Origin of the sequence: Duganella sp. BJB476 (assembly GCF_003416895.1) — a bacterium.
In the GTDB taxonomy this organism is placed as follows: Bacteria; Pseudomonadota; Gammaproteobacteria; order Burkholderiales; family Burkholderiaceae_D; genus Rugamonas.
The window spans coordinates 176,647-200,055 of the sequence record NZ_QVIO01000003.1; the positions used below are offsets into that span (position 1 = coordinate 176,647).

Annotated in this window: 25 protein-coding genes; 9 read left to right on the top strand and 16 right to left on the bottom strand. The window is 62.5% G+C overall.

Annotated elements, in window-relative coordinates:
* Nucleotides 1-312 precede the first annotated feature (312 nt).
* The 3 genes from D0T21_RS14120 (at nt 313) to D0T21_RS14130 (ending at nt 4,857) form a co-directional block, all read left to right on the top strand.
* Nucleotides 313-1,098, top strand: coding sequence for a CPBP family intramembrane glutamic endopeptidase (locus tag D0T21_RS14120; RefSeq protein ID WP_158568010.1), 786 nt, complete (start codon nt 313-315; stop codon nt 1,096-1,098).
* Nucleotides 1,099-1,216: 118 nt separating this feature from the next.
* Nucleotides 1,217-3,907 (top strand): DNA mismatch repair protein MutS, encoded by a 2,691-nt coding sequence (gene mutS, locus D0T21_RS14125; protein WP_116990216.1) that lies wholly within the window; start codon nt 1,217-1,219, stop codon nt 3,905-3,907.
* Nucleotides 3,907-4,857, top strand: coding sequence for a hypothetical protein (locus D0T21_RS14130; RefSeq protein ID WP_373886674.1), 951 nt, complete (start codon nt 3,907-3,909; stop codon nt 4,855-4,857). The genes mutS and D0T21_RS14130 overlap by 1 nt, the downstream gene beginning before the upstream one ends.
* Nucleotides 4,858-4,867: 10 nt before the next feature.
* Here the strand turns inward: D0T21_RS14130 and D0T21_RS14135 are convergent, their stop codons facing one another.
* Nucleotides 4,868-5,410 (bottom strand): peptidylprolyl isomerase, encoded by a 543-nt coding sequence (locus D0T21_RS14135; protein ID WP_116990219.1) that lies wholly within the window; start codon nt 5,408-5,410, stop codon nt 4,868-4,870.
* Nucleotides 5,411-5,513: 103 nt separating this feature from the next.
* On the opposite strand from D0T21_RS14135, the gene D0T21_RS14140 reads away from it, so the two are divergent.
* From D0T21_RS14140 to D0T21_RS32860, 3 genes are all read left to right on the top strand, one after another.
* Nucleotides 5,514-6,635, top strand: coding sequence for a cupin domain-containing protein (locus tag D0T21_RS14140; protein ID WP_116990221.1), 1,122 nt, complete (start codon nt 5,514-5,516; stop codon nt 6,633-6,635).
* 17 nt (nt 6,636-6,652) lie between these two features.
* The gene (locus D0T21_RS14145) at nt 6,653-7,129 is read left to right on the top strand and encodes a hypothetical protein (RefSeq protein WP_116990223.1); all 477 of its coding nucleotides are present in this window, start codon (nt 6,653-6,655) and stop codon (nt 7,127-7,129) included.
* A 296-nt stretch (nt 7,130-7,425) separates the two neighbouring features.
* Nucleotides 7,426-7,668: a hypothetical protein gene (locus D0T21_RS32860; protein WP_116990225.1), complete on the top strand. Its 243-nt coding sequence runs from the start codon at nt 7,426-7,428 to the stop codon at nt 7,666-7,668.
* 123 nt (nt 7,669-7,791) lie between these two features.
* Here the strand turns inward: D0T21_RS32860 and bamC are convergent, their stop codons facing one another.
* The 10 genes from bamC to D0T21_RS14200 all read right to left on the bottom strand — a co-directional run bounded on the left by bamC (nt 7,792) and on the right by D0T21_RS14200 (nt 17,255).
* Nucleotides 7,792-8,907: an outer membrane protein assembly factor BamC gene (gene bamC, locus D0T21_RS14155; RefSeq protein WP_116990227.1), complete on the bottom strand. Its 1,116-nt coding sequence runs from the start codon at nt 8,905-8,907 to the stop codon at nt 7,792-7,794.
* A 138-nt stretch (nt 8,908-9,045) separates the two neighbouring features.
* Nucleotides 9,046-9,921, bottom strand: coding sequence for a 4-hydroxy-tetrahydrodipicolinate synthase (gene dapA / locus D0T21_RS14160; protein WP_116990229.1), 876 nt, complete (start codon nt 9,919-9,921; stop codon nt 9,046-9,048).
* A gap of 84 nt (nt 9,922-10,005) precedes the next feature.
* A complete protein-coding gene (locus D0T21_RS14165; RefSeq protein WP_116990231.1) occupies nt 10,006-10,554 on the bottom strand; it encodes a bifunctional 2-polyprenyl-6-hydroxyphenol methylase/3-demethylubiquinol 3-O-methyltransferase UbiG in 549 nt (182 codons plus the stop codon).
* Complete coding sequence (locus D0T21_RS14170) at nt 10,551-11,753, bottom strand: tryptophan--tRNA ligase (protein WP_116990233.1); 1,203 nt, start codon at nt 11,751-11,753, stop codon at nt 10,551-10,553. The genes D0T21_RS14165 and D0T21_RS14170 overlap by 4 nt, the downstream gene beginning before the upstream one ends.
* An 8-nt stretch (nt 11,754-11,761) precedes the next feature.
* Complete coding sequence (locus tag D0T21_RS14175; protein ID WP_116990235.1) at nt 11,762-12,439, bottom strand: site-2 protease family protein; 678 nt, start codon at nt 12,437-12,439, stop codon at nt 11,762-11,764.
* A gap of 107 nt (nt 12,440-12,546) precedes the next feature.
* On the bottom strand, nt 12,547-13,170 hold the full coding sequence (locus D0T21_RS14180; protein ID WP_116990236.1) for an L-threonylcarbamoyladenylate synthase: 624 nt from the start codon (nt 13,168-13,170) through the stop codon (nt 12,547-12,549).
* Nucleotides 13,171-13,213: 43 nt separating this feature from the next.
* Complete coding sequence (gene htpX / locus D0T21_RS14185; RefSeq protein ID WP_116990238.1) at nt 13,214-14,098, bottom strand: protease HtpX; 885 nt, start codon at nt 14,096-14,098, stop codon at nt 13,214-13,216.
* 116 nt (nt 14,099-14,214) lie between these two features.
* Nucleotides 14,215-15,048, bottom strand: coding sequence for a 3',5'-nucleoside bisphosphate phosphatase (locus D0T21_RS14190; RefSeq protein ID WP_116990239.1), 834 nt, complete (start codon nt 15,046-15,048; stop codon nt 14,215-14,217).
* 29 nt (nt 15,049-15,077) lie between these two features.
* Nucleotides 15,078-16,118, bottom strand: a complete 1,041-nt coding sequence (locus D0T21_RS14195) for a threonine/serine dehydratase (RefSeq protein ID WP_116990240.1) — start codon at nt 16,116-16,118, stop codon at nt 15,078-15,080.
* Nucleotides 16,119-16,370: 252 nt separating this feature from the next.
* Nucleotides 16,371-17,255, bottom strand: coding sequence for an alpha/beta fold hydrolase (locus D0T21_RS14200; RefSeq protein ID WP_116990242.1), 885 nt, complete (start codon nt 17,253-17,255; stop codon nt 16,371-16,373).
* A 166-nt stretch (nt 17,256-17,421) separates the two neighbouring features.
* On the opposite strand from D0T21_RS14200, the gene D0T21_RS14205 reads away from it, so the two are divergent.
* Both D0T21_RS14205 and hslO read left to right on the top strand, forming a co-directional pair.
* The gene (locus D0T21_RS14205) at nt 17,422-17,946 is read left to right on the top strand and encodes a gamma carbonic anhydrase family protein (protein WP_116990244.1); all 525 of its coding nucleotides are present in this window, start codon (nt 17,422-17,424) and stop codon (nt 17,944-17,946) included.
* Nucleotides 17,947-17,949: 3 nt separating this feature from the next.
* Complete coding sequence (hslO, locus tag D0T21_RS14210) at nt 17,950-18,915, top strand: Hsp33 family molecular chaperone HslO (protein ID WP_116990246.1); 966 nt, start codon at nt 17,950-17,952, stop codon at nt 18,913-18,915.
* 54 nt (nt 18,916-18,969) lie between these two features.
* Here the strand turns inward: hslO and D0T21_RS14215 are convergent, their stop codons facing one another.
* The 5 genes from D0T21_RS14215 to D0T21_RS14235 form a co-directional block, all read right to left on the bottom strand.
* Nucleotides 18,970-19,266, bottom strand: a complete 297-nt coding sequence (locus D0T21_RS14215) for a hypothetical protein (RefSeq protein ID WP_116990248.1) — start codon at nt 19,264-19,266, stop codon at nt 18,970-18,972.
* The gene (locus D0T21_RS14220; RefSeq protein WP_147328105.1) at nt 19,263-19,694 is read right to left on the bottom strand and encodes an SUKH-3 domain-containing protein; all 432 of its coding nucleotides are present in this window, start codon (nt 19,692-19,694) and stop codon (nt 19,263-19,265) included. Before D0T21_RS14220 ends, D0T21_RS14215 begins: the two co-directional genes overlap by 4 nt.
* A 71-nt stretch (nt 19,695-19,765) precedes the next feature.
* On the bottom strand, nt 19,766-20,053 hold the full coding sequence (locus D0T21_RS14225; RefSeq protein WP_116990250.1) for a hypothetical protein: 288 nt from the start codon (nt 20,051-20,053) through the stop codon (nt 19,766-19,768).
* Nucleotides 20,054-20,064: 11 nt separating this feature from the next.
* Complete coding sequence (locus tag D0T21_RS14230; RefSeq protein WP_116990252.1) at nt 20,065-20,478, bottom strand: hypothetical protein; 414 nt, start codon at nt 20,476-20,478, stop codon at nt 20,065-20,067.
* A gap of 10 nt (nt 20,479-20,488) precedes the next feature.
* The gene (locus tag D0T21_RS14235) at nt 20,489-20,812 is read right to left on the bottom strand and encodes a hypothetical protein (protein ID WP_116990253.1); all 324 of its coding nucleotides are present in this window, start codon (nt 20,810-20,812) and stop codon (nt 20,489-20,491) included.
* 114 nt (nt 20,813-20,926) lie between these two features.
* Between D0T21_RS14235 and D0T21_RS14240 the strand changes: the two genes are divergently transcribed.
* On the top strand, nt 20,927-23,326 hold the full coding sequence (locus tag D0T21_RS14240) for a TonB-dependent receptor (RefSeq protein ID WP_116990255.1): 2,400 nt from the start codon (nt 20,927-20,929) through the stop codon (nt 23,324-23,326).
* Nucleotides 23,327-23,409: the final 83 nt, after the last annotated feature.

Consider the following 23,409-nt stretch of genomic DNA (forward strand, 5'->3'; position numbering starts at 1 on the left):
CGATTTCACCCTGAACATATCCATTTCCAATGAAAAATATGCCCAGTGAAACATTCATGTGTTGCGAACAATGCATGCAAAAGTTTCAACTTAAGTATTGCTTAATTAATTTTTCGTCACAACAGTTGACGGAGGTTTTTTTGCGGCGGGACTGGAAACATGGGCGTTTCAAGGGTAAGTATAAAAAATCACTGTTGTCTTTAATACACAGTTTTGGTTTGTATGTTCGTCAAGCCTGGGGAAGGCGAAGGAGGGAGATGGAAACGGCTTTCGTTTCATCGCCGCCGAGGTGCGTTCATGTACTATTGCCACATGAAAAGACTCCAAATTACTTTACCGTTGGCGCTGGTCGCGCTGGCGGTGTGGCTGGGCCTGACCTTGGGCGTCGGCAGGCTGTTCAGCGGCGGCCGGCAGCAATCGTTGTTTGATTCGGTGGCCGCTGGCATCGGTCCGGCTTGGGTGCTGGCGGTCTTGTTTTCAGTGGTGGTGGCGCTGGCTTCGACCGAACGCCGCGCCGCCGGCCTGCGTGCGCCGGAATCGTGGAAATCGCTATGGCTGGTCTGGCCGCCGCTGCTCTATTCGCTGCTGATGCTGCTGGTGGCGTGGGCGGGCGGCTGGCCGCCGTCGCATGTGCTGCTGATCGTCGGCTGCAACACGGCACTGGTGGCGGTGTCGGAAGAGCTGATGTTCCGTTCGGTACTGCTGCAAGGCTTGCTGAGCCGGCATGCGATCTGGCCGGCCGTGCTGATCTCGTCGTTGCTGTTCGGTGTGGTGCACACACTCAATGGCTTGGCTACCGGCGACTTCAGCAGCGCGCTCTGGCAAGCGGTGGCGGCCTTCCTGCAGGGCGTGGGCTATGCCGCCATCCGCCTGCGCACGCGTTCGGTGTGGCCCATGGTGGTGGTGCACGGCCTGTGGGACTTTGCGTTGGTGACCTCGGCGCTGACGGCGGCGAACACCGGCGAGGGTTCGGTGCTGCCGCTTGCCGCCGTGCTGGCGGTGCTGCCGCTTTGCCTGTACGGCGTGTACCTGCTGCGCGGCAGCCAACGGGCGCTGCTGCGCCCGATGTCGACTGAAGAAAACTCGGTCGCAAGCTGAAGAGCTCTCATCGATCTTTCACCAGTAGCACAGCCGAAAGCGGTAAAATGACAGGTTACGCGCGGGGGCTGTTTTAACCCCTGCAAAACCAGACTCACGCACCGCCGAAAAAGAACCAATGACCACCGTCCCGAACGAAATCAACGCCGCCGCCGTCAAGAACAGCCCCACCGAAAAAGTCACTCCCATGATGCAGCAGTACCTGAGCATCAAGGCCGAATACCCGGACATGCTGGTGTTCTACCGCATGGGCGACTTCTATGAGCTGTTCCACTCGGATGCGGAAAAGGCGGCGCGCGTTCTGGGCATCACGCTGACCGCGCGCGGCAGCTCGGGCGGCCAGCCGATCAAGATGTGCGGCGTGCCTTTCCATTCGCTCGAAGGCTACCTGGCCAAGCTGGTCAAGATCGGCGAATCCTGCGCGATCTGCGAACAGATCGGCGACCCGGCCACTAGCAAGGGCCCGGTCGAACGCAAGGTGCTGCGCGTGGTCACGCCAGGCACGCTGACCGATGCCGACCTGCTGCCGGAAAAGGCCGAACGTCCGCTGCTGGCGATGTGCATCATCAGCCAGCGCAAGGTGGCCACGGCCGGCCTGGCGTGGCTGTCGCTGGCCAGCGGCGCATTGAAACTGATGGAGTTCTCCGGCGACACCCGCACCGTCACCGCCCGCATGCAGCAGGAACTGGAGCGCATCGCGCCGGCCGAGGTGCTGCGCGGCGATAACGCCGACCTGTTCGAAGAAACCCTGAGCTGCCACGTCAACCGCGTGCCGGACTGGCACTTCGACGTCGTCGGCGGCCACAAGGCGCTGCTCGATCAACTGAGCGTGGCCACGCTGACCGGCTTCGGCGCCGACGGCCTGGGCGCGGCGTTCGGCGCGGCCGGCGCGCTGCTGCGCTATGCCCAGTCGACGCAGGGACGCGGCCTGCAGCACGTACGCACGCTGACCATCGAAACCGAAAACGAATTCATCGGCCTCGATGCCGCCACCCGCCGCAACCTGGAACTGACCGAGACCATACGCGGCCAGGAATCGCCTACCCTGTTCTCATTGCTGGACCACTGCCGCACCGCGATGGGTTCGCGCCTGCTACGCCACTGGCTGCACCACGCGCGCCGCGACCAGGCCATCGCCCGCTCGCGCCATGAAGCCATCGCCGCGCTGGGCCACGCCGACGCCACCGGCACGCTGTCGCACACGCTGGCGCAGGTGCCGGACATCGAACGCATCACCACCCGCATCGCGCTGCTGTCGGCGCGTCCGCGCGACCTGGCCAGCCTGCGCGACGGCGTGCAGCAACTGCCTGCCCTGCGCCACGCGATGCAGCGCGCGCTGGGCGACACCGACGGCCTGCTGTCCGCGATCCACGCCGACATGGCCACGCCCGACGCCTGCCTCGATCTGCTACAACGCGCGGTGGCGTTGGAACCGGCGGCGATGGTGCGCGACGGCGGCGTGTTCGCACGCGGCTTCGACGCCGAACTCGATGAACTGCGCGCGCTGTCCGAAAACGCCGGCCAGTTCCTGGTCGACCTGGAGACGCGCGAACGGGCCCGCACCGGCATCGCCAACCTGCGCGTGGAGTACAACAAGGTGCACGGCTTCTACATCGAAGTCACGCACGGCCAGACCACCAAGGTGCCGGACGACTACCGCCGCCGCCAGACCTTGAAAAACGCCGAGCGTTACATCACGCCGGAACTGAAAGCCTTCGAAGACAAGGCCTTGTCGGCGCAGGATAAAGCGCTGGCGCGCGAGAAGATGCTGTACGACCAGCTGCTGGGCGACCTGGCGCCGTTCATCGGCTGCCTGCAGACCATCTCGAAGGCGCTGGCGCAGCTCGACGCCCTGACCTCGCTGACCGACCACGCGCTGCGCCACAACTGGTGCGCGCCGCAGCTGGTGGACACGCCGTGCATCAACATCGCCGAAGGCCGCCATCCGGTGGTGGAGAACCAGATCGAACGCTTCATCGCCAACGATTGCCGCTTCGTCGAAGACCGCCGCCTGCTGCTGATCACCGGCCCTAACATGGGCGGTAAATCGACCTTCATGCGCCAGGTGGCGCTGATCACGCTGCTGGCCTACGTGGGCAGCTACGTGCCGGCCACCAGCGCGACCATCGGCCCGATCGACCGCATCTTCACCCGCATCGGCGCCACCGACGACCTGGCCGGCGGCCGCTCGACCTTCATGGTGGAGATGACCGAATCGGCGGCGATCCTGAACGGCGCCACCGAGCACTCGCTGGTGCTGATGGATGAAGTGGGCCGCGGCACCTCGACCTTCGACGGCCTGGCGCTGGCGTGGGCGATCGCGCGCCACCTGATCGACACCAGCCGCAGCTTCTCGCTGTTCGCCACCCACTACTTCGAACTGACGCAGCTGCCGGAGAGCCATCCGACGGCGGCCAACGTCCACCTATCGGCGGTCGAGCACAAGGACAGCATCGTGTTCCTGCACGCGGTGCAGGACGGCCCGGCGTCGCAGAGCTACGGCTTGCAGGTGGCGCAGCTGGCCGGCGTGCCGCAGCCGGTGATCAAGGCCGCGCGCAAGCACCTGGCGCGCCTGGAAGCACAGGCGTTGGACGCCACGCCGCAGCTGGACCTGTTCGCCGCGCCGACCACCGATGCCGACGACGAGGAACTCGATGCGCCGGCGCACGGCGCGCCCGCAGCCGCCAGCCCGGCGATGCGCGAGCTGCTGGAAGCGCTCGACGATCTCGATCCCGATGCGCTGACCCCGCGCGAAGCGCTGGAACGCCTGTACCAGATCAAGCGCCTGACGGAGACGGCACAGGCATGATGCCGCTGCGCGTCCTGCTGACAGCGGCGCTGGCCGGCCTGGCCGCGCTGGCCGCCGGCCACGCGCAAGCCGTGCAGCCGGCCGTGCGCGGCTTCCAGTTCGGCGTGATCGGCCACTCGTTCAAGAGCGGGCCGGATGAATCGGTGCTCAGGCGCGCCATCGCCGACGCCACGCAGATCGCGCCCGCCTTCATCGTCGCCACCGGCATCAAGTCCAGCACCGAGCCTTGCAGCGACAAGCTGTATGCCCAACGCCGCGCGCTGCTGAGCGAGGCGGCGCCACCGATGATCGTCTCGCTGGCCGGCAGCGACTGGAGCGGCTGCGTCAATTCCATCGGCCGCTCAAGCGCCATCGAGCGCCTGAACCGCCTGCGCGAATTGTTCTACGCCGACGGCGAATCGCTGGGCGAGCGGCGCCTGCCGCTGACACGTTTATCGTCCAGCGCCAAGTTCCGCAGCTACGCCGAGAACGCGCACTGGGAATACGGCAAGGTGCTGTTCGCCACCATCAATTTGCCGGCCAACAACAACCACTTCCGCGCCGAGGCCGGCCGCAACAGCGAGTACGAAGACCGGCTGGTGGCCAACCGCGCGTGGCTGCACCGGCTGTTCACGCTGGCGGAGCGGCAGAAGATGCAGGGACTGGTGCTGTTTTCGGACGGCGACGTCGGCGTGCAGGCGGAGCAAGGCTTCTCGCTGCTGCCGAGTTTTCAGTCGAAACAGGATGGCTTCGCCGAACCGCGCCGGCAGATACGGGCGATGGCGGAAAAATTCAAAGGGAAGGTGCTGCTGGTCGATACCCAGGGCGGCGCCGGGACCGAGCCGTCCATCGTCTGGCGCGGCAATGTGGGGCATATGAGCCTGGCCGCGGAATGGGCCGAGGTGCGCGTCGCACCCGGCACCGCCGCCCTGTTCACGCTCAAGGGCGGCAGCGCCGAGACGACGCCGTAACTGCAGCTGCTTAGTGGATCGGGTGGATGGCGACGTGATCGCCCTCTTCGCCTTCGTCGTCCTCGTCACCGTGGTGGTGGCCGTGGGCGCCGTGCACGTGGCCGTGGGCGATTTCTTCTTCCGATGCTTCACGCACGTCGGCTACGTTCAGCGCGAAGCGCAGCGCCATGCCGGCCAGCGGGTGATTGCCGTCCAGGACTACTTTGTCGTCAGCGATTTCGGTGACGGTGAAGATCATCGCTTCTTCGCCATCGTCGCCATCCGGCATGCCTTCGAACTGCATGCCCACTTCCAGCGGCTCCGGCAGGCGGTTGCGCGGCTCGACCTTGACCAGCGCGGCGTCGTAGTCGCCGAACGCATCTTCCGGCTCGATCTGGATGATGGAGGAATAACCGACTTCCTTGCCGTCCAGTTCTTCTTCAATTTTTGGCAAGGTGTTCTCGTAGCCACCATGCAGGTAGACCATAGGCTGACGGCCGTCTTCGATCAGATTGTCCTGGGCATCGGACAGCTTGTAATTCACAGTCACGACCGTGTTCTTGGCAATCTTCATTTTGTAATTCCTTTCTGTATATAAGCCCCGGAATTATACCTTGGATCGCCGGGCGAACCGCCGCCAGCCCGACAATCGACGCGGCGATGGTTATAATGAGCGCATGAAAAAATTACCTCTCCTCGGCGACATCACGCCGGCGCAGTTCCTGCGCGACTACTGGCACAAGAAGCCCCTGCTGATCCGTAACGCCATCCCCGGCTTCAAGCCTTTGCTGAACATGGAGGCGCTGACCAAGCTGGCCTCGACCAACCACGCGGAATCGCGCCTGGTGACCAATGTCGACGGCCAATGGAATATGCAGCACGGCCCGCTGGAAAGCCTGCCTCCGATGGACCAGAAGGAATGGACCATGCTGGTCCAGGGCGTCAATCTGTTCGACGCCAAGGCCGACGCGCTGCTGCGCCAGTTCCGCTTCATTCCCGACGCCCGCCTGGACGACCTGATGGTCAGCTTCGCCACCGATGGCGGCGGCGTCGGCCCGCACTTCGATTCCTACGACGTGTTCCTGCTGCAAGCGCAGGGCCAGCGCCGCTGGAGCATCGGCCCGCAGAAGGACCTGACCCTGGTCGAAGGCCTGCCGCTGAAGATCCTGGCCAATTTCAAGCCGAACGAGGAGTTCGTGCTCAATCCGGGCGACATGCTGTACCTGCCGCCGCACTACGCGCACGACGGCATCGCCATCGGCGATTGCCAGACCTATTCGATCGGCTTCCGTTCGCCGTCCTATCAGGAGCTGGGTGAAGCCTTCCTGCAATTCATGGCCGATTCGATCGACCTGCCGGGCCGTTACGCCGATCCGGAGCTGGAAGCGACCGCCAAGCCGGCGGAAATCCCGCGCCACATGCTGAGCGCGATCGCCGAGGAAATGAACAAGGTCCGCTTCACCGAGGAAGACATCACCATCTTCCTGGGCGAATACATGTCCGAGCCTAAGCACAATGTGTTCTTCACCGGCCCGGCCAAGCCGCTAACGGTCGGCAAATTCGCCGAAAGCGCGGCGAAAAAAGGCCTGGTGCTGTCGCGTAAGACGCAAATGCTGTACCGCGGCAAAAACGTGTTCATCAACGGCGAATCGTTCGGCGTCGGCCGGGCCGACAAGGTCACGCTGGAGCTGCTGGCCAACACCCGCGCGCTGGACGGCGCGGCGCTGGCCGAGGCGTCGGACGACGTCATGGACGCCCTTTACACCTGGTACACGGACGGCTGGATCGAGTTGGGCTAATCACACGGGGAGGCAGCATGGAACGGCAGAGTTTTCCATTCACCACGAAGGCGGAGTTTCTCCAGCACCTGTCCAGCTGTATCACCCGCGCCGAGCACAAGCTGACCATGTTCGACCCGGATTTCGCCATCTGGGAGCTGGGCAGCAGCGCCACCGACGCCCTGCTGCGCCACTTCCTGCGGGCCGGCGGGCATTTGCAGCTGGTGGCGCACGATGGCCATGCCGTCGAGCGCGACGCGCCCCGTTTCCTGCGCCTGATCAAGGACTATGGCCACCTGGTTGAGGTGCGCCGCAGCAGCCAGCAATTACGCCAGCTGACGGACTCGTTCTGCATCGCCGACGATCGCGATATTGTGCGCCGTTTTCATGCAGATCATTTCCGTGGCGAAGCAGTTTTTGACGGGCCGGAAGATACCCAAACCAGCACCGACCGTTTTATTACGATTTGGTTAGAATCTACGCCCGGTTTGTTCGCAAACTCAACTGGATTATGAGTCAGTTCAAGGTAAAATGCCGGTGTTCGATGCGAACGCTGGTATTCTGTGCGGATTCTGCTAGAGTAGAGTCGAAACCGAAATGTTGCGATATCGCAAAATAGTTGTGCTTACAGCTGTTTGTCCTATTGCGACGCACTAAAAATCGCTATAATATTCGGTTAGGAAGTTTCCGTTGTCTGGCAGGCACCATTCTAGGTACGAAAGCCTTCGAAGACGACCTAATGAGCGATAATTACCGGTAATTATTAATCGCAACAATTGTGTTTAATTTTGAATTAATTAAGGAAAACCCCATGAAAAAATCCCTGCTGATCGTTTCCCTGCTGGCTGTTGCTCTGGCTGCTTGCTCGAAAAAAGAAGAAGCTCCTGCTGCTCCAGCTCCAGTAGCTGCTCCAGAAGCCGCTGCTCCAGCTGCTGCTCCAGCTCCAGCACCAGCTGCTGACGCTGCTGCTCCTGCTGCTGCTGCTCCTGCTGCTTCGGACGCTGCTGCTGCTCCAGCCGCTTCGGCTGCTGCTGCTCCTGCTGCTTCGAAGTAATCAGCTTGCGAAAAAAAGCCGACCTTCGGGTCGGTTTTTTTTCGTCTAAAGCTTTTGTATCGGCATTTAACTGCAGATATAAAAAAACCGGCTAGTAGCCGGTTTTCTTTTTTGTGAAACACTTTACTTCAATTGCTCGTGCAGCAGCGTCAGGATCTTATCGGCGACTGGCGTGGCTTCCGCTTTGCCTGCATTGCTCAACACGGTAACGGTGCTGCTGTTACCCGCGCCGGCTTTCACCGAAATGCGATAGCGCTGCGCTTCCTTATCGGCTTCCGACGACGAACCCCAGCTGAACAGCTTGCCGAAGAAGCCCTTGGTTTCGGTCGTATCGTCGACGTAACGCACGAAGTAAGTACCCTGGGTGCGATCGCGGTCTTCGACGGTGAAGCCGGCGCGGTCCAGCGCCAGGCCCACACGGCGCCAGGCGCGGTCGAAGCCCTCGTCCACCTGCACGGCGCGGTCGGCGCCTGCGCCCACCAGCGACGCATGCTGCGGCTGCACAATCGCGGTATCGACGGCGGTCTTGGCTTGCGCCACTTCCGAGCCGTTGCCCAGCTTGGTCATCAGGCGCGCCAGGAATTCAGCTTCCAGGCCCGGATCGTTAGGACGCGGGGTCCAGGTGGTCGATTCCTTCTGGGCGCCGGTCACCACTTCCTGGGCGCCGCGATGGCTGATGTAGATCTCGCTGGCGCCGTCGGCGCGGCGCTCGATACGGGTGCGGAACTTGTCGCGCTCGCCGCTCGAATACACCGAGTCAAAGACCTTGCCGATGGTGTTGCGGATGAAATCTTGCGGGATCTTCGCGCGGTTTTCATTCCATTCGGTTTCCATGGTGCCGGCGGTGGCGTTTTCCTTGCCCAGCACGAAGCCCGAATCTTCCCAGAACTGCTTCAGCTGTGGCCACAGCTGCTCAGGCGTCTGCTTGATCACCAGCCAACGCTGGTTGCCGTCGCGCTCGACCTTGATATCGTTGATGCTGGTCGGCACCACGGTACCGGCGGCAGGCGTGCCCGGCATGATGGCGGCAGGACCGGTGGCGATACCCTTGGAGGCGTTGTAGCCGGAAGCGGTGGCGACACCGTTGTTCGAATCCGGCAGCGAGTAGCGGTTATCTTTCTGCAATTGCGTCAGATCCGGCGGCACGTCCAGCGTGCTGGCCTTCTTGGCGGACTTGTAATCCACCTTATCATTACCGACAACGGAGCTGATCATGCCGCAACCGGTCAAACTGGCCATCAATGCGCCTACTACGACGGCGCGCTGCGAGGAAATAGAAGCTGTCTTGCGAATAGTCATGTCGTTACTGTTTAAGAAGCTGAAAAGCAGCAAATCAGGGATGATCCGAACCGAAGTCGGGGCTTGTTGCTAAGGTTTTTACAGTACGCCGGCTTCTCGCAGGGCCGCGCGTACCGCTTCGTGGCATTCGGCCGCCAACGGCACCAGCGGCAGACGGATGCCGGCTGGCATTTTGCCCATTTCCGCCAGCGCCCATTTGACCGGCACCGGATTCGGCTCGATGAACAGTTTCTGGTGCAGCGGGAACATCTTATTGTTCAGTTCCACGGCCTTGGCGATGTTGCCGGCGATGGCAGCTTCGCACATGTCGGCCATGTCGCGCGGGGCGACGTTGGCGGTGACGGAGATGTTGCCGGCGCCGCCGGCCAGCATCAGGGCCATCGCGGTCGGATCGTCGCCGGAATACACGGCGAACGATTTCGGCGCCAGGCGCAGCAGGTCGTAGCCGCGGCCGATGTTGCCGGTCGCGTCTTTCACGCCGACGATGTTCGGGATTTGCGCCAGGCGCAGGATGGTCTCGTTGCTCATGTCGGCAACGGTACGGCCCGGCACGTTGTACAGGATCACTGGCAGGTCCACCGCTTCAGCGATGGCCTTGAAGTGCTGGTACATGCCTTCCTGGGTAGGACGGTTGTAGTAAGGCACCACTTGCAGCGTGGCGTCCGCACCGGCTTCCTTGGCGAAGCGGGTCAGCTTGATCGCCTCGGCGGTCGAGTTGGCGCCGGCGCCGGCGATGATCGGGATGCGGCCCTTGGCGTGGGCGACGGTCGCCTTGATCAACGCGCAGTGCTCATCCACGCTCACCGTGGCCGATTCGCCGGTCGTTCCGGCGATGACGATGCTGTCCGTACCTTCGGCGATGTGCCAGTCGATCAGCTGATTCAGACCCTCGAAGTCCAGACTGCCGTCTGCGTTCATCGGGGTGACGATTGCTACTATGCTGCCCTTAATCATAGGAAACCACTGCATAAAGTATTAAAACAACGATTGTAGACGATAGGCCGCTCATATGGTGCATTCAGGGCGACAAATCGGCCGTCAAAATGGCGGTAAAAGTGCCGCCACGCGGGGGAAATCAGGCTTCACGGCGCACAGACGTTGCACCATGGCAGCTTTTGGCGTATCGATGACGCCGTCTTCAAAGGCCACCACCCGCAAACTGTGGGTGGCTGCCCATTCCAGCAACTCGCCGGCTTGCAGCAAAAAGGCCGGATTCGACGGTTTGCCGAACTGCGCATTGCCGTCCGCGAAGGTTTCGTAGATCAGCACGCCATTCGGCGCCAGGCTGCTCAACATGTCGGCGATTAGCGGCCGATGCAGGTAGTTTGTGACCACGATGCCGGCAAATCGATCAGGTCCGAAGGGCCAGGCGGCGCCCACCTCTTCCAGGTCGATGGTGGAAGTGGTGATTTCCGACCCGGCCGCGGCGGCCAGCGCCTCGGCATCGCGGTCCACCGCCACCACCGCATGGCCAAGCGAGGCCAGGTGGCGCGCATGGCGGCCGTTGCCGCAGGCCAGGTCCAGCACTTCGCCGCCCGGTATCAGTGGCGCGTAACGCCGCACCCAAGGGGAGATCAGTTCACTCATGTGTAGGCCAGGCCCATCGCTTCGCGTACGTCGCGCATGGTTTCCAGCGCCAGCTTGCGGGCCGCGTCATTGCCGTCGGCGACGATGGCGCGCACCAGCGACGGGTCGTCCAGGTACTGCTGGGCGCGCTCGTGCATCGGTTCCTGTTCCTTGACGATGGCGTCGATCACCGGCTGCTTGCATTCGATGCAGCCGATGCCGGCGGATTTACATCCTTTTACCACCCATTCCTGGGTATCGTTGTTGGAATACACCTGATGGAACTGCCAGACCGGGCAACGGGCCGGATCGCCGGCGTCGGTGCGGCGCACGCGGGCGGGGTCGGTCGGCATGGTGCGGATCTTCTTTTCGACCGAGGCTTTGTCCTCGCGCAGCGCGATCGAGTTGCCGTAGCTCTTGGACATCTTGCGGCCATCCAGTCCCGGCAGGCGCGAGGCGACCGTCAGGCGGGCTTGCGGCTCGACCAGGATCAGCTTGCGGCTGCCTTCCAGATAGCCGAACAGGCGCTCGCGGTCGCCCATCGACAGGCTCTGGGCGTCGTCCAGCATGGCCTTGGCCTGCTCCAGCGCCTCGTCCTTGCCATCCTGCTGGTATTCGGTGCGCAGTTCGTTGTAGAGCTTGGCGCGCTTGCTGCCCAGCTTCTTGACGGCGTCTTGCGCCTTTTCTTCGAAGCCTTTTTCCTTGCCGTACAAGTGATTAAAACGCCGCGCAATTTCGCGCATCATCTCGATATGCGGCACCTGGTCGTCGCCCACCGGCACCTGGCTGGCGCGATAGATCAGCACGTCGGCCGCCTGCAGCAGTGGGTAGCCGAGGAAACCGTAGGTGGCCAGGTCCTTGTTGGACAGGTTCTCGATCTGGTCCTTGTAGGTCGGCACGCGCTCCAGCCAGCCCAGCGGCGTGGCCATCGACAGCAGCAGGTGCAGCTCGGCGTGCTCCGGCACCCGGGACTGGATGAACAGCGTGGATTGCGATGGATCGACGCCGGCGGCCAGCCAGTCGACCAGCATCTCCCAGGTACTGCGCTCGATGACGGACGGGTCGTCGTAATGCGTGGTCAGCGCGTGCCAGTCGGCCACGAAGAACAGGCAGGGCAGCTCGGACTGCATCTTGATCCAGTTCTTCAAGGCGCCGTGGTAGTGGCCCAGGTGCATGGCGCCGGTGGGGCGCATGCCGGATACAACACGATCGGGGTACATAGTCAGGCTCAGTTAAGAAGGAAAATAAGGGGGTACAACAGCACGTGGAAAATGCTCTGCAAGATGTGCATGCCACCGATCAGGAAACCGGTCAGCATACCAAATTGCATCATCAGGATCAGGCCGATGAACACATACATGCCATAACGCTCGATCTGCGCGTATTTGCGGGCCAGCGGCAACGGCAGGATGCCGGTGACGATGCGGCCGCCATCGAGCGGCGGCAAGGGGATCAGGTTGAAAATGCACATGGCCGAATTGACGCCTATGCCGGCCTTGCTCATCTCGATGAAGAAATCGTCCTGCGGCACGCTCAGCGCGTAGGTCAGCACCACCCACAGCGCCATCCAGCCCAGGCCCATGGCGAAGTTGGCCGCCGGGCCGGCCGCCGCCACCAGCGCCATCTGCTTTTTCGGATTGCGCAGGCGGCCGTAGTCGACCGGCACCGGCTTGGCATAGCCGAGCGCCGGCAAGTGCAGCAGGCTCAGGATCAGCGGCAGGATCACCGTGCCGAACGGGTCGATGTGGCGCAGCGGATTGAGGCTCAGGCGGCCTTCGTTGGCGGCGGTGGGGTCGCCGAAATAGCGGGCGACGTATCCGTGTGCGGCTTCATGCAGGGAAATTGCAAAAAGAACAGGGATCAGATAGACCGCGATGGTCTGGATAATACTGTCGGTTTCGTTCATGAGGGGGATTTTACCAGAGGCTACGGAGTGTTCTTGCTGCGCCGTCAAGGGCCGGCGCACGTGCCCAATTAAAAGCCTGACAATGACAGTCCAGGCTTAGGCCAGGCTTACAGGCCGAACATGGCCGCATCGCCCCTGCCCTGGCGCACCAGCTCGGCGCCTGGCCCGCTGAGGTCGATCACCGTGGTCGGCTCCAGGCTACAAGCGCCGCCGTCGATGATCAGCTCGATCTGCTTGCCGAGCCGCTCGCAGATGGTGTCGGCGTCGTTCAGCGCATCGTCCTCGCCCGGCATGATCAGGGTCGTGCCCAGCAGCGGTTGTTGCAATTCTTCCAGCAGCGCATGGACGATGGCGTCTTCCGGCACCCGCAGGCCGATGGTCTTGCGCGATGGATGGCTGAGCCGGCGCGGCACGCACTTGGTCGCTTCCAGGATGAAGGTGAACGGCCCCGGCGTGGCCGCCTTCAGCAGGCGGAACTGGCGGTTATCGACTCGTGCGTAGACGCCGATCTCGCTCAAGTCGCGGCACAGCAGGGTCAGGTGGTGTTTCTCGTCGATGCCACGGATGCGCCGCAGCCGCTCGACGGCGGCCTTATCGTCCAGATGGCAAACCAGCGCGTAACAGGAATCCGTCGGCACGGCGACGATGCCGCCGTCGTGCACAATCTGCGCCGCCTGCTTGATCAGGCGCGGCTGCGGATTGACGGGGTGGACCTGAAAAAATTGACTCATATGGCCGCTGCCGGGGCAAGCTGCCGGCCGCTGTTATTAACGGTTAAGATTGTACGCTACGCAAGGCGGCAATACGTTGCTCAAACGGCGGATGGGTCGAAAACAATGCCGTCCAGCCACTACCGGCCGTGATGCCGGCCGCCGCGATCGACTGCGGCAAGGCGCCCGGCTCCATGCCGTTCAGGCGCGCCAGCGCGTGCTGCATCGGCACGCTGCTACCCAGCAACTTGGCGGAACCGGCGTCGGCGCGGAATTCGCGCTGGCGCGAGAACCAGGCCACGATCAACGATGCGGCCAGGCCGAAGATGATTTCGCAGACGAACACAGTCACCATGTAGCCGATGCCGGGGCCACGACGTTCGTTGTCGTTATTTTTCAGCAGCATGTTGTCGACGAAGAAGCCGACCACGCGCGCCAGGAATACCACGAAGGTGTTCACCACGCCCTGGATCAGGGTCATGGTCACCATGTCGCCGTTGGCGATGTGGGCGACTTCGTGCCCCAGCACGGCTTCCACTTCGTCGCGATTCATGTTTTCCAGCAGGCCGGTGGAGACGGCCACCAGCGCCGAATTCTTGAACGCGCCGGTAGCGAAAGCGTTCGGTTCGCCGTCGTAGACCGCCACTTCCGGCATGCCGATGCCGGCGCGCTCGGACAACGCCTTGACAGTGTTGACCAGCCACAGCTCAGTCGACGAGGACGGCGTGGCGATCACGCGGGCGCCGGTCGACCACTTGGCCATCGGTTTGCTGATCAGCAGCGAAAAGATCGCGCCGGTAAAGCCGACCACCAGCGAAAACGCCAGCAAGCTGCCCAGTTGCAGCGTGTTGCCCGATCCCGGACGGCCGATACCCAGCAACGACAGGACGATGGACAACACCAGCATCACGGCGAGGTTGGTGGCGATAAACAGGATGATGCGTTTCATTGGAGGTCTCCGATACGGACAAAATTTGCCCAAATAGTAAGGTATGACCGAGCGAACGCAAATTCAAGATACAAGCTATTACATCGCGCCGGTAATCGGCGCGGTAATCTACCGCCTTAGAACCAGTCGTGCCAGACCGGGGTGACGCTGGCCGGCAGTGGCGGCAACAGCGCAAAATCGACGCGGGATTCACCCGGCGCATGGAAATCGGTGCCGCGCGAGGCCAGGAAGCCGTAGCTGTTGGCCAGCTGCGCGTAGACCGCATACTGCTCCGGCGTGTGGCTGCCGGTGACCACCTCGATCGCCGTGCCGCCCAGCTGCTTGAACTCGTCGAACAGTTGCCCCTGGGCCAGCTGGCTGAACTTGTAGCGGCCCGGATGGGCGATCACGGCCACGCCGCCGGCGCCGCGTATCCAGTTGACCGAATCGGCCAAGGTGGCCCAGCAATGCGGCACGTAGCCCGGTTTGCCTTCGGACAGGTACTTCTTGAACACGTCGGGAATATTGGCGCAGGCGCCGATTTCCACCAAGTAGCGGGCAAAATGCGTGCGCGACATCAGGTCCGGATTGCCGACATATTTCAGCGCGCCTTCATAGGCGCCCATGATGCCGACCTTGGCCAGCTGGTTGGCGATCTCGCGGCCGCGGTTGTCGCGGCCGGAGCGGGTGCGGGCCAGGCCGTTGACCAGCCCGGCATTGTTTTCATCGATCTGCAAGCCGACGATGTGCACCGTTTCGTTGGCCCAGGTAATCGAAATCTCCACCCCGGTCACGAAGCGCATGCCCTGCTCCTGCGCGGCGACGCGGGCGGCGGGAATGCCGCCCACTTCGTCATGGTCGGTCAGCGCCCACACGTCCACCCCCGCCTTGCGCGCGTGTTGCGCCACGGCGGCCGGCGCGAGGACGCCGTCGGAAACGTTGGAATGGCAATGCAGATCGACTTTCAACATATGGCTCTATAGTTACGGCAATGAAGTGATCATTGTACGCTGCCTGCGCAAAAGCCATCCATCGCCAGATCAAGGCCGGTGCTACGGACCCGCGCGCCACGCGCCAGCAGTTCGGCAAAGCGCACCGGATCGATGTTGGAGCCGCACACCAGCAGCGCCACGCGCTTGCCCGCCAGCCGCTCGCGCAGCGGTCCGAACAGGGCGGCCGTCGCCACCGCAGCGGCCGGTTCCGCCACCAGCTTGGCATCGCGGAACAGATGCAGCATGGCCAGGCAGATCTCGTCGTCGGTCACCCGCACCACCTCATCGACGAAGCGCCGGCAGACGCCAAAACTGTAGGCCATCGCATACGGCGCGCCCAGGCTGTCGGCCACGGTGTCGACCCGTTCCAGCGCTTCCGGCTGGCCGGATGCGAAGCTGCGGTACAGCGCGTCGGCGCCGTAGGGCTCCACGCCATACACCGCGCAGGCCGGATTGATCTGCTTGACGGCGGCGGCGATGCCGGCACACAGGCCGCCGCCGCCCACCGGCACCACCACCGCGTCGAGGTGAGGCACTTGCGCCATCAGCTCCAGGCCAACCGTCGCCGTGCCTTGCGCCGTCAGCGGCCCCTCGTAGGGATGCAGCATGGTGCGCGCCTCGTCGCGTTCGATCTCGCGCCCGCGCGCAAAGGCCTGGTGTACGTCGGGCATCAGCAGCACTTCTGCGCCCAAGTCGCGGCAAGCTGCGATGCGGGCCGGGCTGGCGTGCTGCGGCATCACCACCTTGGCGCCGCACCCCGCCAGCCTGGCGGCATAGGCAGCGGCGATCGCATGATTGCCGGCGCTGACGGCGACGATGCCACGTTGCCGCGCCGCCTCATCCAGTGCGGCGATGCAGTTGAGGGCGCCGCGCAGCTTGAAGGTGCCGGTCTTTTGAAACAGTTCCAGCTTGAGCCAGACTTCGCCGCCGGCAAACTGCTGCTCGACGACGCCGGTCTGCCAGCGCCACACGGGCGTTTCAAGGATTTTGCCTTGCAGGCGATGGGCGGTAGCGCGGATCTCGGCCAGCGAGGGATAGAGTTGGGTCATGGTGCAGCTCCATAGAATATTCGAGGGAATGCGGCTCAGCCGCGTGAGGGGCTGGGGGCGCCGAGCACCGGCGCAGCCGCAGCTCAGCGACCCTGAATAATTCGAATAATGGAGACGGCGAACAGGCTCCGACCGGCGAACGCGACAGCACCAGCGTCGGAAACGACGTGGCGGCGGGTTGGCAAGATGGTCGGATATGAGGTCATGGGTTTAATCATGCCAAATAAGCAAAGCCTTTGCAAGCGATTCCTGTCAGCGCGCCAGGAAGGCCTCGATCAGGTGCGCCAGTTCCTCCGGCTGGTCGTGGTGCAGCATATGGCCTGCATCGGCCAGCACTTTGCACTCAACGTCGCGCAAATGGCCGAGGCGGCGCTCCAGTTCGGCACGCCCTTCCTGCTCGCCGCCCATCCAGGTCCACATATTGGTCTGTTCGGCTTCCACCCACAGCGTCGGCGCGGTGATGGCGCTCCAGCAAGCCATGATGTCTTCAACGTGGTACGGCAACGGCCCCGGCTGCTTGTGCGCCGGATCGCCGAGGATTTCCCATTCGCCCGCATCGTTCTGCGCCGACCAGTGCTGCGCCAGGAAGGCGGCGCGCTCGTCGCCGAGGCGCGGATTGGTCTTTTGCAGGCGCGCGGCGACGGCGGCCTGCGACGGATAATTGCGCATTTCCGGCTGTTCCAGCACCGCATCCATCCACTTGGCGTAGCGGCCCGGAGCCTGCTCCGGCTTGCTGGAACGCAGGCCGCCGCCCTCCAGGTTGATCAGCTTGCGGATGCGCTCCGGCCGCGCGCCGGCGTAGATGCCGACCACATTACCGCCCATGCTATGCCCCAGCAAGTTGACCGCCTCATCCGGCGAGTAATGGCGCAGGATGGCGTCCAGGTCGGCCAGGTAGTCGGGGAACCAGTAAGTATCGGTGCCGCAGCGCTGCGACAGGCCGAAGCCGCGCCAGTCCGGCGCGATCACGTGCCAGTCGCCCTGCAAGGCGTCGACCACGAACTGGAACGAGGCGCCCACGTCCATCCAGCCGTGCAGCATGAAGATCTTGGGCGCGCCTTCCCGGCCCCAGTGGCGCAGGTGGCAGCGCAGGCCGCGGATGGTCAGGAATTCGGAACGGGACGAAGTGAAGGTCATGATGGTCCTTGAAAATGCGTAGGCCGGCGCAATATCAGTTGCTTGCTGGCGATGAAGTAAAATAATAGCACGACCGTTCGATAGCCGCTCAAGCGTAAAATAGCACCATCCCACCGCTCATCAGCGCTGAATTCAGCACTTTCAGCTCAACTAAGTAAGGTTTCCAATGTCTATATATCAACTGGGCGAACATGCGCCCGAGATCGATGCATCGTCATTTGTTGCCGACACTGCCACAGTGATCGGCAAAGTCAGCCTGCACGCCAACACGTCGGTGTGGTTCGGTGCGACGCTGCGCGGCGATAACGAACGCATCACCATCGGCGAAAACAGCAATGTACAGGAAGGCACCGTCATGCATACCGACATGGGCTACCCGCTCACGGTGGGCAAGAACGTCACCATCGGCCACCAGGCCATGCTGCACGGCTGCACCATCGGCGACGGCGCCCTGATCGGCATCCAGGCCGTGATCCTCAACGGCGCCAGGATCGGCAAGGGCTGCCTGGTCGGCGCCGGCGCGCTGGTCACCGAAGGCAAGGAATTCCCGGACAACTCGCTGATTATCGGCTCGCCGGCCAAGGCCGTGCGCACGCTGACCGACGAAGACGCCGCGCGCCTGCTCGCCAGCGCCGACAGCTACGTCAAACGCGGCCAACTGTTCAAGACGCAACTCAAAAAGATTGGATAAAAAATGAGCATCACCCCCATCATCGGCCAGGATACCCTGCAAAAATTCATCTTCGACAACGCCTCCGTGCGTGGCGAGTTCATCGACATTTCCGCCACCTGGCGCGAAGTGCTGTCGCGCCACGCCTACCCTGCCCCGGTCAAGAAACTGCTGGGCGAAATGGTGGCCGCCGCCGCGCTGCTGTCGGCCAACCTGAAGTTCAACGGCACCATCATCATGCAGATCCACGGCGATGGTCCGGTGAACTTGCTGGTGGTCGAGTGCGACGCCGAGCTGCATCTGCGCGCCACCGCCAAGCTCGCTTCCGACGCGGTGATCGCCGACGACGCCACCTTGCCGTCGCTGCTGAACGCGAGCGGCAAAGGCCGCTTCGTCATCACGCTCGACCCGGCCGACAAGATGCCGGGCCAGCAACCGTACCAGGGCATCGTGCCGCTGGACGGCGACGATGTCAGCACCGTCATTGAAAACTACATGCTGCGTTCGGAACAGCTGGACACCAAGCTGTGGCTGGCGGCGGACGACAACGTCTCGCGCGGCCTGCTGCTGCAAAAGCTGCCTTACCACGGCGGCACGACCGCCGTCGAGACGACGCCGCTGACCGAAGACGAAGCGCTGGAGACCTGGAATCGCGCGGTGATCCTGGGCTCGACCTTGAAGCAGGAAGAGATACTGTCGACCACCATCGACGTGCTGATGCAGCGCCTGTTCTGGGAAGAGACGATCCGCGTGTTCGACCCGCTGCATCCGTCCTTCCACTGCACCTGCACCCGCGAGAAGGTCGGCAACATGCTGAAGATGCTGGGCCGTCCGGAAGTCGACAGCGTGCTGGAAGAGCTGGGCCACGTCGGCGTTAACTGCGATTTCTGCGGCCAGCACTACGACTACGACAAGGTCGACTGCGCCCAGCTGTTCGCCACCGACGCTCCGGTGGAAGCGCTGATACCGGCTGGTGAAGTGAAACACTAAACCGCAAGCACTCAAAAAAAAACCGCGCCCGACGTTCACGTCCGGCGCGGTTTTTTATTCTGGATCAGATGGCGACCGCGGCGCGACGCGCGACCAGATTGCCTCGAAATCCGCCGGGGCTATCTCCACTCCATTAAACTCCTCGCTGGCGTTGATAACACCAAGCGGCGGCACGGGGGCCGAACCGAGTTCAACCCCAAGCGAAGCTGCCGATGCGCAGGCGAAGCCAATACAGCCATCGCTAAAAAATTCCAGCTTTCTCGTTTCGTAGTCGTCTTGGTCCAGCTCCGACAACAATCGAACCGGGTCTTCACTATTTTCGTGCAGCCACTGAACGTCTATGTATTTCATGCCGGTGTTCCCACCAAGGGAAAACCGTAGCTCAACCCCAGTAACAGTTTCTCCATCGCCGACGAAAAATCCGGACCAAGGTCGTACAGTTGTTCGTCCGGGTCGGTATAGGCGTAAAAATTTTGGGTGCCGGTATAAACGATGATGTGATCGCCATGAGCTGTTGCTATCGCCTCAACCTCACCGGTCTGCGCCATCCAGGGGGCCAACAATTGCTTGGTTGCCGGCCTCAATTGCGTATAGAAGCAAACATCGCCCCTGCCTCCTTCAATGCCTGGTCCCTCACTGCCAACACGTAAGCCACCGAACTGGCGCAACAAAACCATTGCCCTGTCTTGCAGGGTTTGCAATGGCATCGGATCGTCCCATTCGGGTTTCCATCCTGCCTCTTTAAAATAAGGACAGACAATTTCAGACAATTCAAACATGCAGGTTCACTTTTTTAGTCCGAGCAATATGCCGTCGAGACTGACGGCGCTCATATCGTGCATAAGATTCATTATGGCATCGTCGTGGCGACGGCCAGCATGGCGCCCGACGCGAGCAGTGCCAATATCCCGAATAAGAACAGCAGGCTGGCCACGGCAAATACAATCCGCCCCGACAACGGCCAGCCGCGAGTCATCCGCCATAGTCCGGCCAGCGAAATAGCAACAGCAGCCACAACGGCCATGCCGCCATACATCGGCGTATCCCATTTACGCCCTGTCGCAGGGTGCAGATAGGCGAGCCATAATAGAACCGGAAACACAAATGACAGGGCAAGGTCGAAAAAAATTCTCTTCATTTAACGGTCTATCAGGCGCCGCAGTCGACCGTGACTTTGATACGTTTCACTAACGAGCCGCGCTTGATGTCGACAAACCCGCGAAATTCAGCAGCGTCGTCGCCGCGCCCGGTCTCTGCCAGATCCAGCGCCACAGTGATACCGCCAGCCTGAAAGGTCTCTTTCCAGCGTTTGGTTTTTAATTGCCTTTCAAAATCCGCGTTCGATCCAGCACCGGTGAACTGCACCATCTTGCCGTCAACCTTCATCCAAAACTTCGTCAGCCAGTCACTGGCCAGGACCGTCCCGTTACCTTTTTCGGTGAAGTCACATTGGCTACCGTCCAGATGAAGGCTGTCCAAGTCGAAGCGATTGATGCGCAATTCTTCAGCCGATGCGGACGATACCCACAGCGCGGCCAATACCAACAAAGTATATTTTTTCATGCCTGCCTTTTCAGAACTTGGCGCAACGGACTTCCATCACATCGATCGCGCCCAGCGTCTGTGTGGAGGTGGCGCTGCGCATCAGGTCGACCCGCTCCAGGCAGGAACCGCGCAGCAGGCGCGGCTGGTCGCGGGTGCAGATCGTCACTGAGCCTGCGGTACTGGTATTGCAGTTAAATCCTTCGGCCCGCATGCGCACCAGCGCCTGGTCCAGCGGCATGCCCGGCTGCACCGTCTGCGTGACGAAGTTGCCCAGCGCCGCCTGGTTCACCGTGTAGCAGCCGGCCAGCTGGGCTACCAGCCCCGCCAACGCCAGCATCAAAAGTTTGCGCATCGCGATCCTCTCGTTATTTCCAGCCTGCAGTGTATCGCACCGGCGTCATCACCCGGTAACACTCGGTGCCTATCATGCGCAAAGTTTCCATTTCCTCCATCTCCAAGGCAAATCATGAACAAGAAATTATCCGCAGTGTGCTTCGCCGCGCTGAGCTTCCCCATGCTGGCGATGGCCGCCAACGTCGCCGCCGCCGTGGCCGACATGGCCGCCGATGCGCCCGCAGCCGCCGCGCAAGGCCACGCTACGGAAGCCGAAGCGGCCGCCGCCGCACCGGTCGCCACGATTGAAATCGCCACCCGCAAAACCCGCTCCTCGGTCGCGCTGACCAAGGGAGACATGCAGAAAATCCTGCCGGGGATTAATCCTTTGAAAGCCTTGGAAACCTTGCCAGGCGTGAGCTTCCAGACCGCCGACCCATGGGGCAACAACGAGCAGAACCTGTCGCTGTTCGTGCACGGCTTCAGCGGCCCGCAACTGGGCTACACCATGGACGGCGTGCCGCTGGGCGACCAGCAGTACGGCAACTACAACGGCCTGTCGCCGCAGCGCGCCGTCATCAGCGAGAACGTCGGCAGCGTGATCCTGTCGTCCGGCGCCGGCGACCTGTCGACCGCCTCGACCAGCAACCTGGGCGGCACCATCGAGACCTTCTCCAGCGATCCGCAGCGCAGCCGCAACCTGGCCGTGCAGCAGACCGTCGGCAGCTACAACACCTCGCGCACCTTCCTGCGCTACGACACCGGCGACTTCGGCAACGGCAACAGCGCCTACATCTCGGCCGTCCACCACGAGCAGAAGGCCTGGGACTTCAACGGCCGCCAGGGCGGCGACCAGGTCAACGCCAAGTACATCAACCAAAGCAACGCCGGCAAGCTGACCCTGTACTTCAACTATTCGGACAAGATCGAGCCGAACGAAGACGCCACCGTGCGCTCGGCCACCGAAAAGTACCAGCCCTACACCCGTCCGTTCATGTACCCGAACTTCCAGACCGCGCTGGCCTACCTGTCGCCGACCGGCGCCACGCCCGCGGCAGAAGGCAACAACTACCGCAACTACTACAGCGACGCCCAACGCAAGGACTACCTGACCTACGCCAAGTACGACATGAACCTCGGCGAATCGACCACCTGGTCCAACCAGGTCTACTACCACAACGACGACGGCGTCGGCGTGGTGGCCGGTCCGATCGGCGTAGCCGGCCTGCCTGGCCTGTTCGCGGTCTACTTCCCCGGCCAGAACCTGAAGCAGGTGTTCGGCAACTCCGGCTACGCCACCCGCACCACCGAATACGCGATCAACCGCAACGGCTGGCTGTCGACCCTGACCAGCGAATTCGGCAACCACAAGCTGCAAGGCGGCCTGTGGCTGGAACATAACCGCTCGTCGGCCTACCGCCGCTGGTACGCGCTGGACGTGAACAACCCCAGCTCGCCATACGACCGCCCGAGCAATCCGCTGATCACGCAGTACGGCAGCGAGATCGACAACAAGGTCGCCCAGGTCCACGTGCAGGACGAATGGCGCGTGCGCGACGACCTGGCGCTGCAGGCGGGCTTCAAGTCCAGCCTGCAATTTGCCGACGGCCAGTTCCCGGTACAGCCGGCCAAGGGCGCGATCGCCAACGGTTCGCTGGCCTTGCCGGTGGGCGAGATCATCACCAAGAAATGGTTCCTGCCGCAGGTCGGCGCGCGCTGGGACATCACGCCGCAAGACCAGATGTTCGTCAACGTGCAGAAGAACATGCGCCAGTTCGTCACCTATGGCGGCGGCGGTGCTTCGCCGTGGAGCCTGGCGAGCCAGGCTGCGTTCGACCTGTTCAAGAGCAGCGCCAAGCCTGAAACCTCGATCACCTACGAACTGGGCATGCGCACCAGCCACCAGCTGGACCTCGGCCCGCTGAAGGCCATCGACGGCCAGGTCAACCTGTACCACGTGGACTTCAAGGACCGCCTGCTGACCATCAGCCCGACGCCGGTGATCACCTCCATCATCGGCGGCAATCCGGTGCTGGCCAACGTCGGCAGCGTCAAGACCGACGGTATCGACATCTCCGGCACGCTGCACTTCGGCCGCATGTTCTCGTTCTACGATGCGCTGTCGTTCAACCGTTCGACCTACTCGGACAACTACAACAACGGCAAGGACGTAGTGCCGACCGCCGGCAAGGCCGTGCCGGGCAGCCCGGAGTGGATGAACAAATTCGTCGCCACCGCCACCGTGGCCGACACCGAGTTCCAGCTGATCGGCGACTATGTCGGCAAGCGCTACGCCACCTACACCAACGACCTGGACGTGCCGAGCTACTTCCTGATGAGCCTGGGCGTATCGGGCAAGCTGCCCTTCCTGAATAACAGCTGGGTGAAGAACGCGCGCTATCGTTTGAACGTCAGCAACCTGGCCAATCGCGAAGGCAGCCTGAATGTGGTGGTCGGCGCGGCCAGCGGCACTTACAATACCTTCCCGATCGCTCCACGCCAGGGCTTCCTGACTTTGATGGCTGACTTCTGATGAACAATCTTTATTTGCCCAAGCGCCTGTCGCGGCGCGGTTTCATTCAAGCGGCGGCGGTGACTGCCGGCGCTACGCTGATC

Coding starts and splice junctions, on each gene's coding strand:
- D0T21_RS14120 (WP_158568010.1), top strand. CDS start 313: ATGAAAAGACTCCAAATTACTTTACCGTTGGCGCTGGTCGCGCTGGCG.
- mutS (WP_116990216.1), top strand. CDS start 1,217: ATGACCACCGTCCCGAACGAAATCAACGCCGCCGCCGTCAAGAACAGC.
- D0T21_RS14130 (WP_373886674.1), top strand. CDS start 3,907: ATGCCGCTGCGCGTCCTGCTGACAGCGGCGCTGGCCGGCCTGGCCGCG.
- D0T21_RS14135 (WP_116990219.1), bottom strand. CDS start 5,410: ATGAAGATTGCCAAGAACACGGTCGTGACTGTGAATTACAAGCTGTCC.
- D0T21_RS14140 (WP_116990221.1), top strand. CDS start 5,514: ATGAAAAAATTACCTCTCCTCGGCGACATCACGCCGGCGCAGTTCCTG.
- D0T21_RS14145 (WP_116990223.1), top strand. CDS start 6,653: ATGGAACGGCAGAGTTTTCCATTCACCACGAAGGCGGAGTTTCTCCAG.
- D0T21_RS32860 (WP_116990225.1), top strand. CDS start 7,426: ATGAAAAAATCCCTGCTGATCGTTTCCCTGCTGGCTGTTGCTCTGGCT.
- bamC (WP_116990227.1), bottom strand. CDS start 8,907: ATGGCCAGTTTGACCGGTTGCGGCATGATCAGCTCCGTTGTCGGTAAT.
- dapA (WP_116990229.1), bottom strand. CDS start 9,921: ATGATTAAGGGCAGCATAGTAGCAATCGTCACCCCGATGAACGCAGAC.
- D0T21_RS14165 (WP_116990231.1), bottom strand. CDS start 10,554: ATGAGTGAACTGATCTCCCCTTGGGTGCGGCGTTACGCGCCACTGATA.
- D0T21_RS14170 (WP_116990233.1), bottom strand. CDS start 11,753: ATGTACCCCGATCGTGTTGTATCCGGCATGCGCCCCACCGGCGCCATG.
- D0T21_RS14175 (WP_116990235.1), bottom strand. CDS start 12,439: ATGAACGAAACCGACAGTATTATCCAGACCATCGCGGTCTATCTGATC.
- D0T21_RS14180 (WP_116990236.1), bottom strand. CDS start 13,170: ATGAGTCAATTTTTTCAGGTCCACCCCGTCAATCCGCAGCCGCGCCTG.
- htpX (WP_116990238.1), bottom strand. CDS start 14,098: ATGAAACGCATCATCCTGTTTATCGCCACCAACCTCGCCGTGATGCTG.
- D0T21_RS14190 (WP_116990239.1), bottom strand. CDS start 15,048: ATGTTGAAAGTCGATCTGCATTGCCATTCCAACGTTTCCGACGGCGTC.
- D0T21_RS14195 (WP_116990240.1), bottom strand. CDS start 16,118: ATGACCCAACTCTATCCCTCGCTGGCCGAGATCCGCGCTACCGCCCAT.
- D0T21_RS14200 (WP_116990242.1), bottom strand. CDS start 17,255: ATGACCTTCACTTCGTCCCGTTCCGAATTCCTGACCATCCGCGGCCTG.
- D0T21_RS14205 (WP_116990244.1), top strand. CDS start 17,422: ATGTCTATATATCAACTGGGCGAACATGCGCCCGAGATCGATGCATCG.
- hslO (WP_116990246.1), top strand. CDS start 17,950: ATGAGCATCACCCCCATCATCGGCCAGGATACCCTGCAAAAATTCATC.
- D0T21_RS14215 (WP_116990248.1), bottom strand. CDS start 19,266: ATGAAATACATAGACGTTCAGTGGCTGCACGAAAATAGTGAAGACCCG.
- D0T21_RS14220 (WP_147328105.1), bottom strand. CDS start 19,694: ATGTTTGAATTGTCTGAAATTGTCTGTCCTTATTTTAAAGAGGCAGGA.
- D0T21_RS14225 (WP_116990250.1), bottom strand. CDS start 20,053: ATGAAGAGAATTTTTTTCGACCTTGCCCTGTCATTTGTGTTTCCGGTT.
- D0T21_RS14230 (WP_116990252.1), bottom strand. CDS start 20,478: ATGAAAAAATATACTTTGTTGGTATTGGCCGCGCTGTGGGTATCGTCC.
- D0T21_RS14235 (WP_116990253.1), bottom strand. CDS start 20,812: ATGCGCAAACTTTTGATGCTGGCGTTGGCGGGGCTGGTAGCCCAGCTG.
- D0T21_RS14240 (WP_116990255.1), top strand. CDS start 20,927: ATGAACAAGAAATTATCCGCAGTGTGCTTCGCCGCGCTGAGCTTCCCC.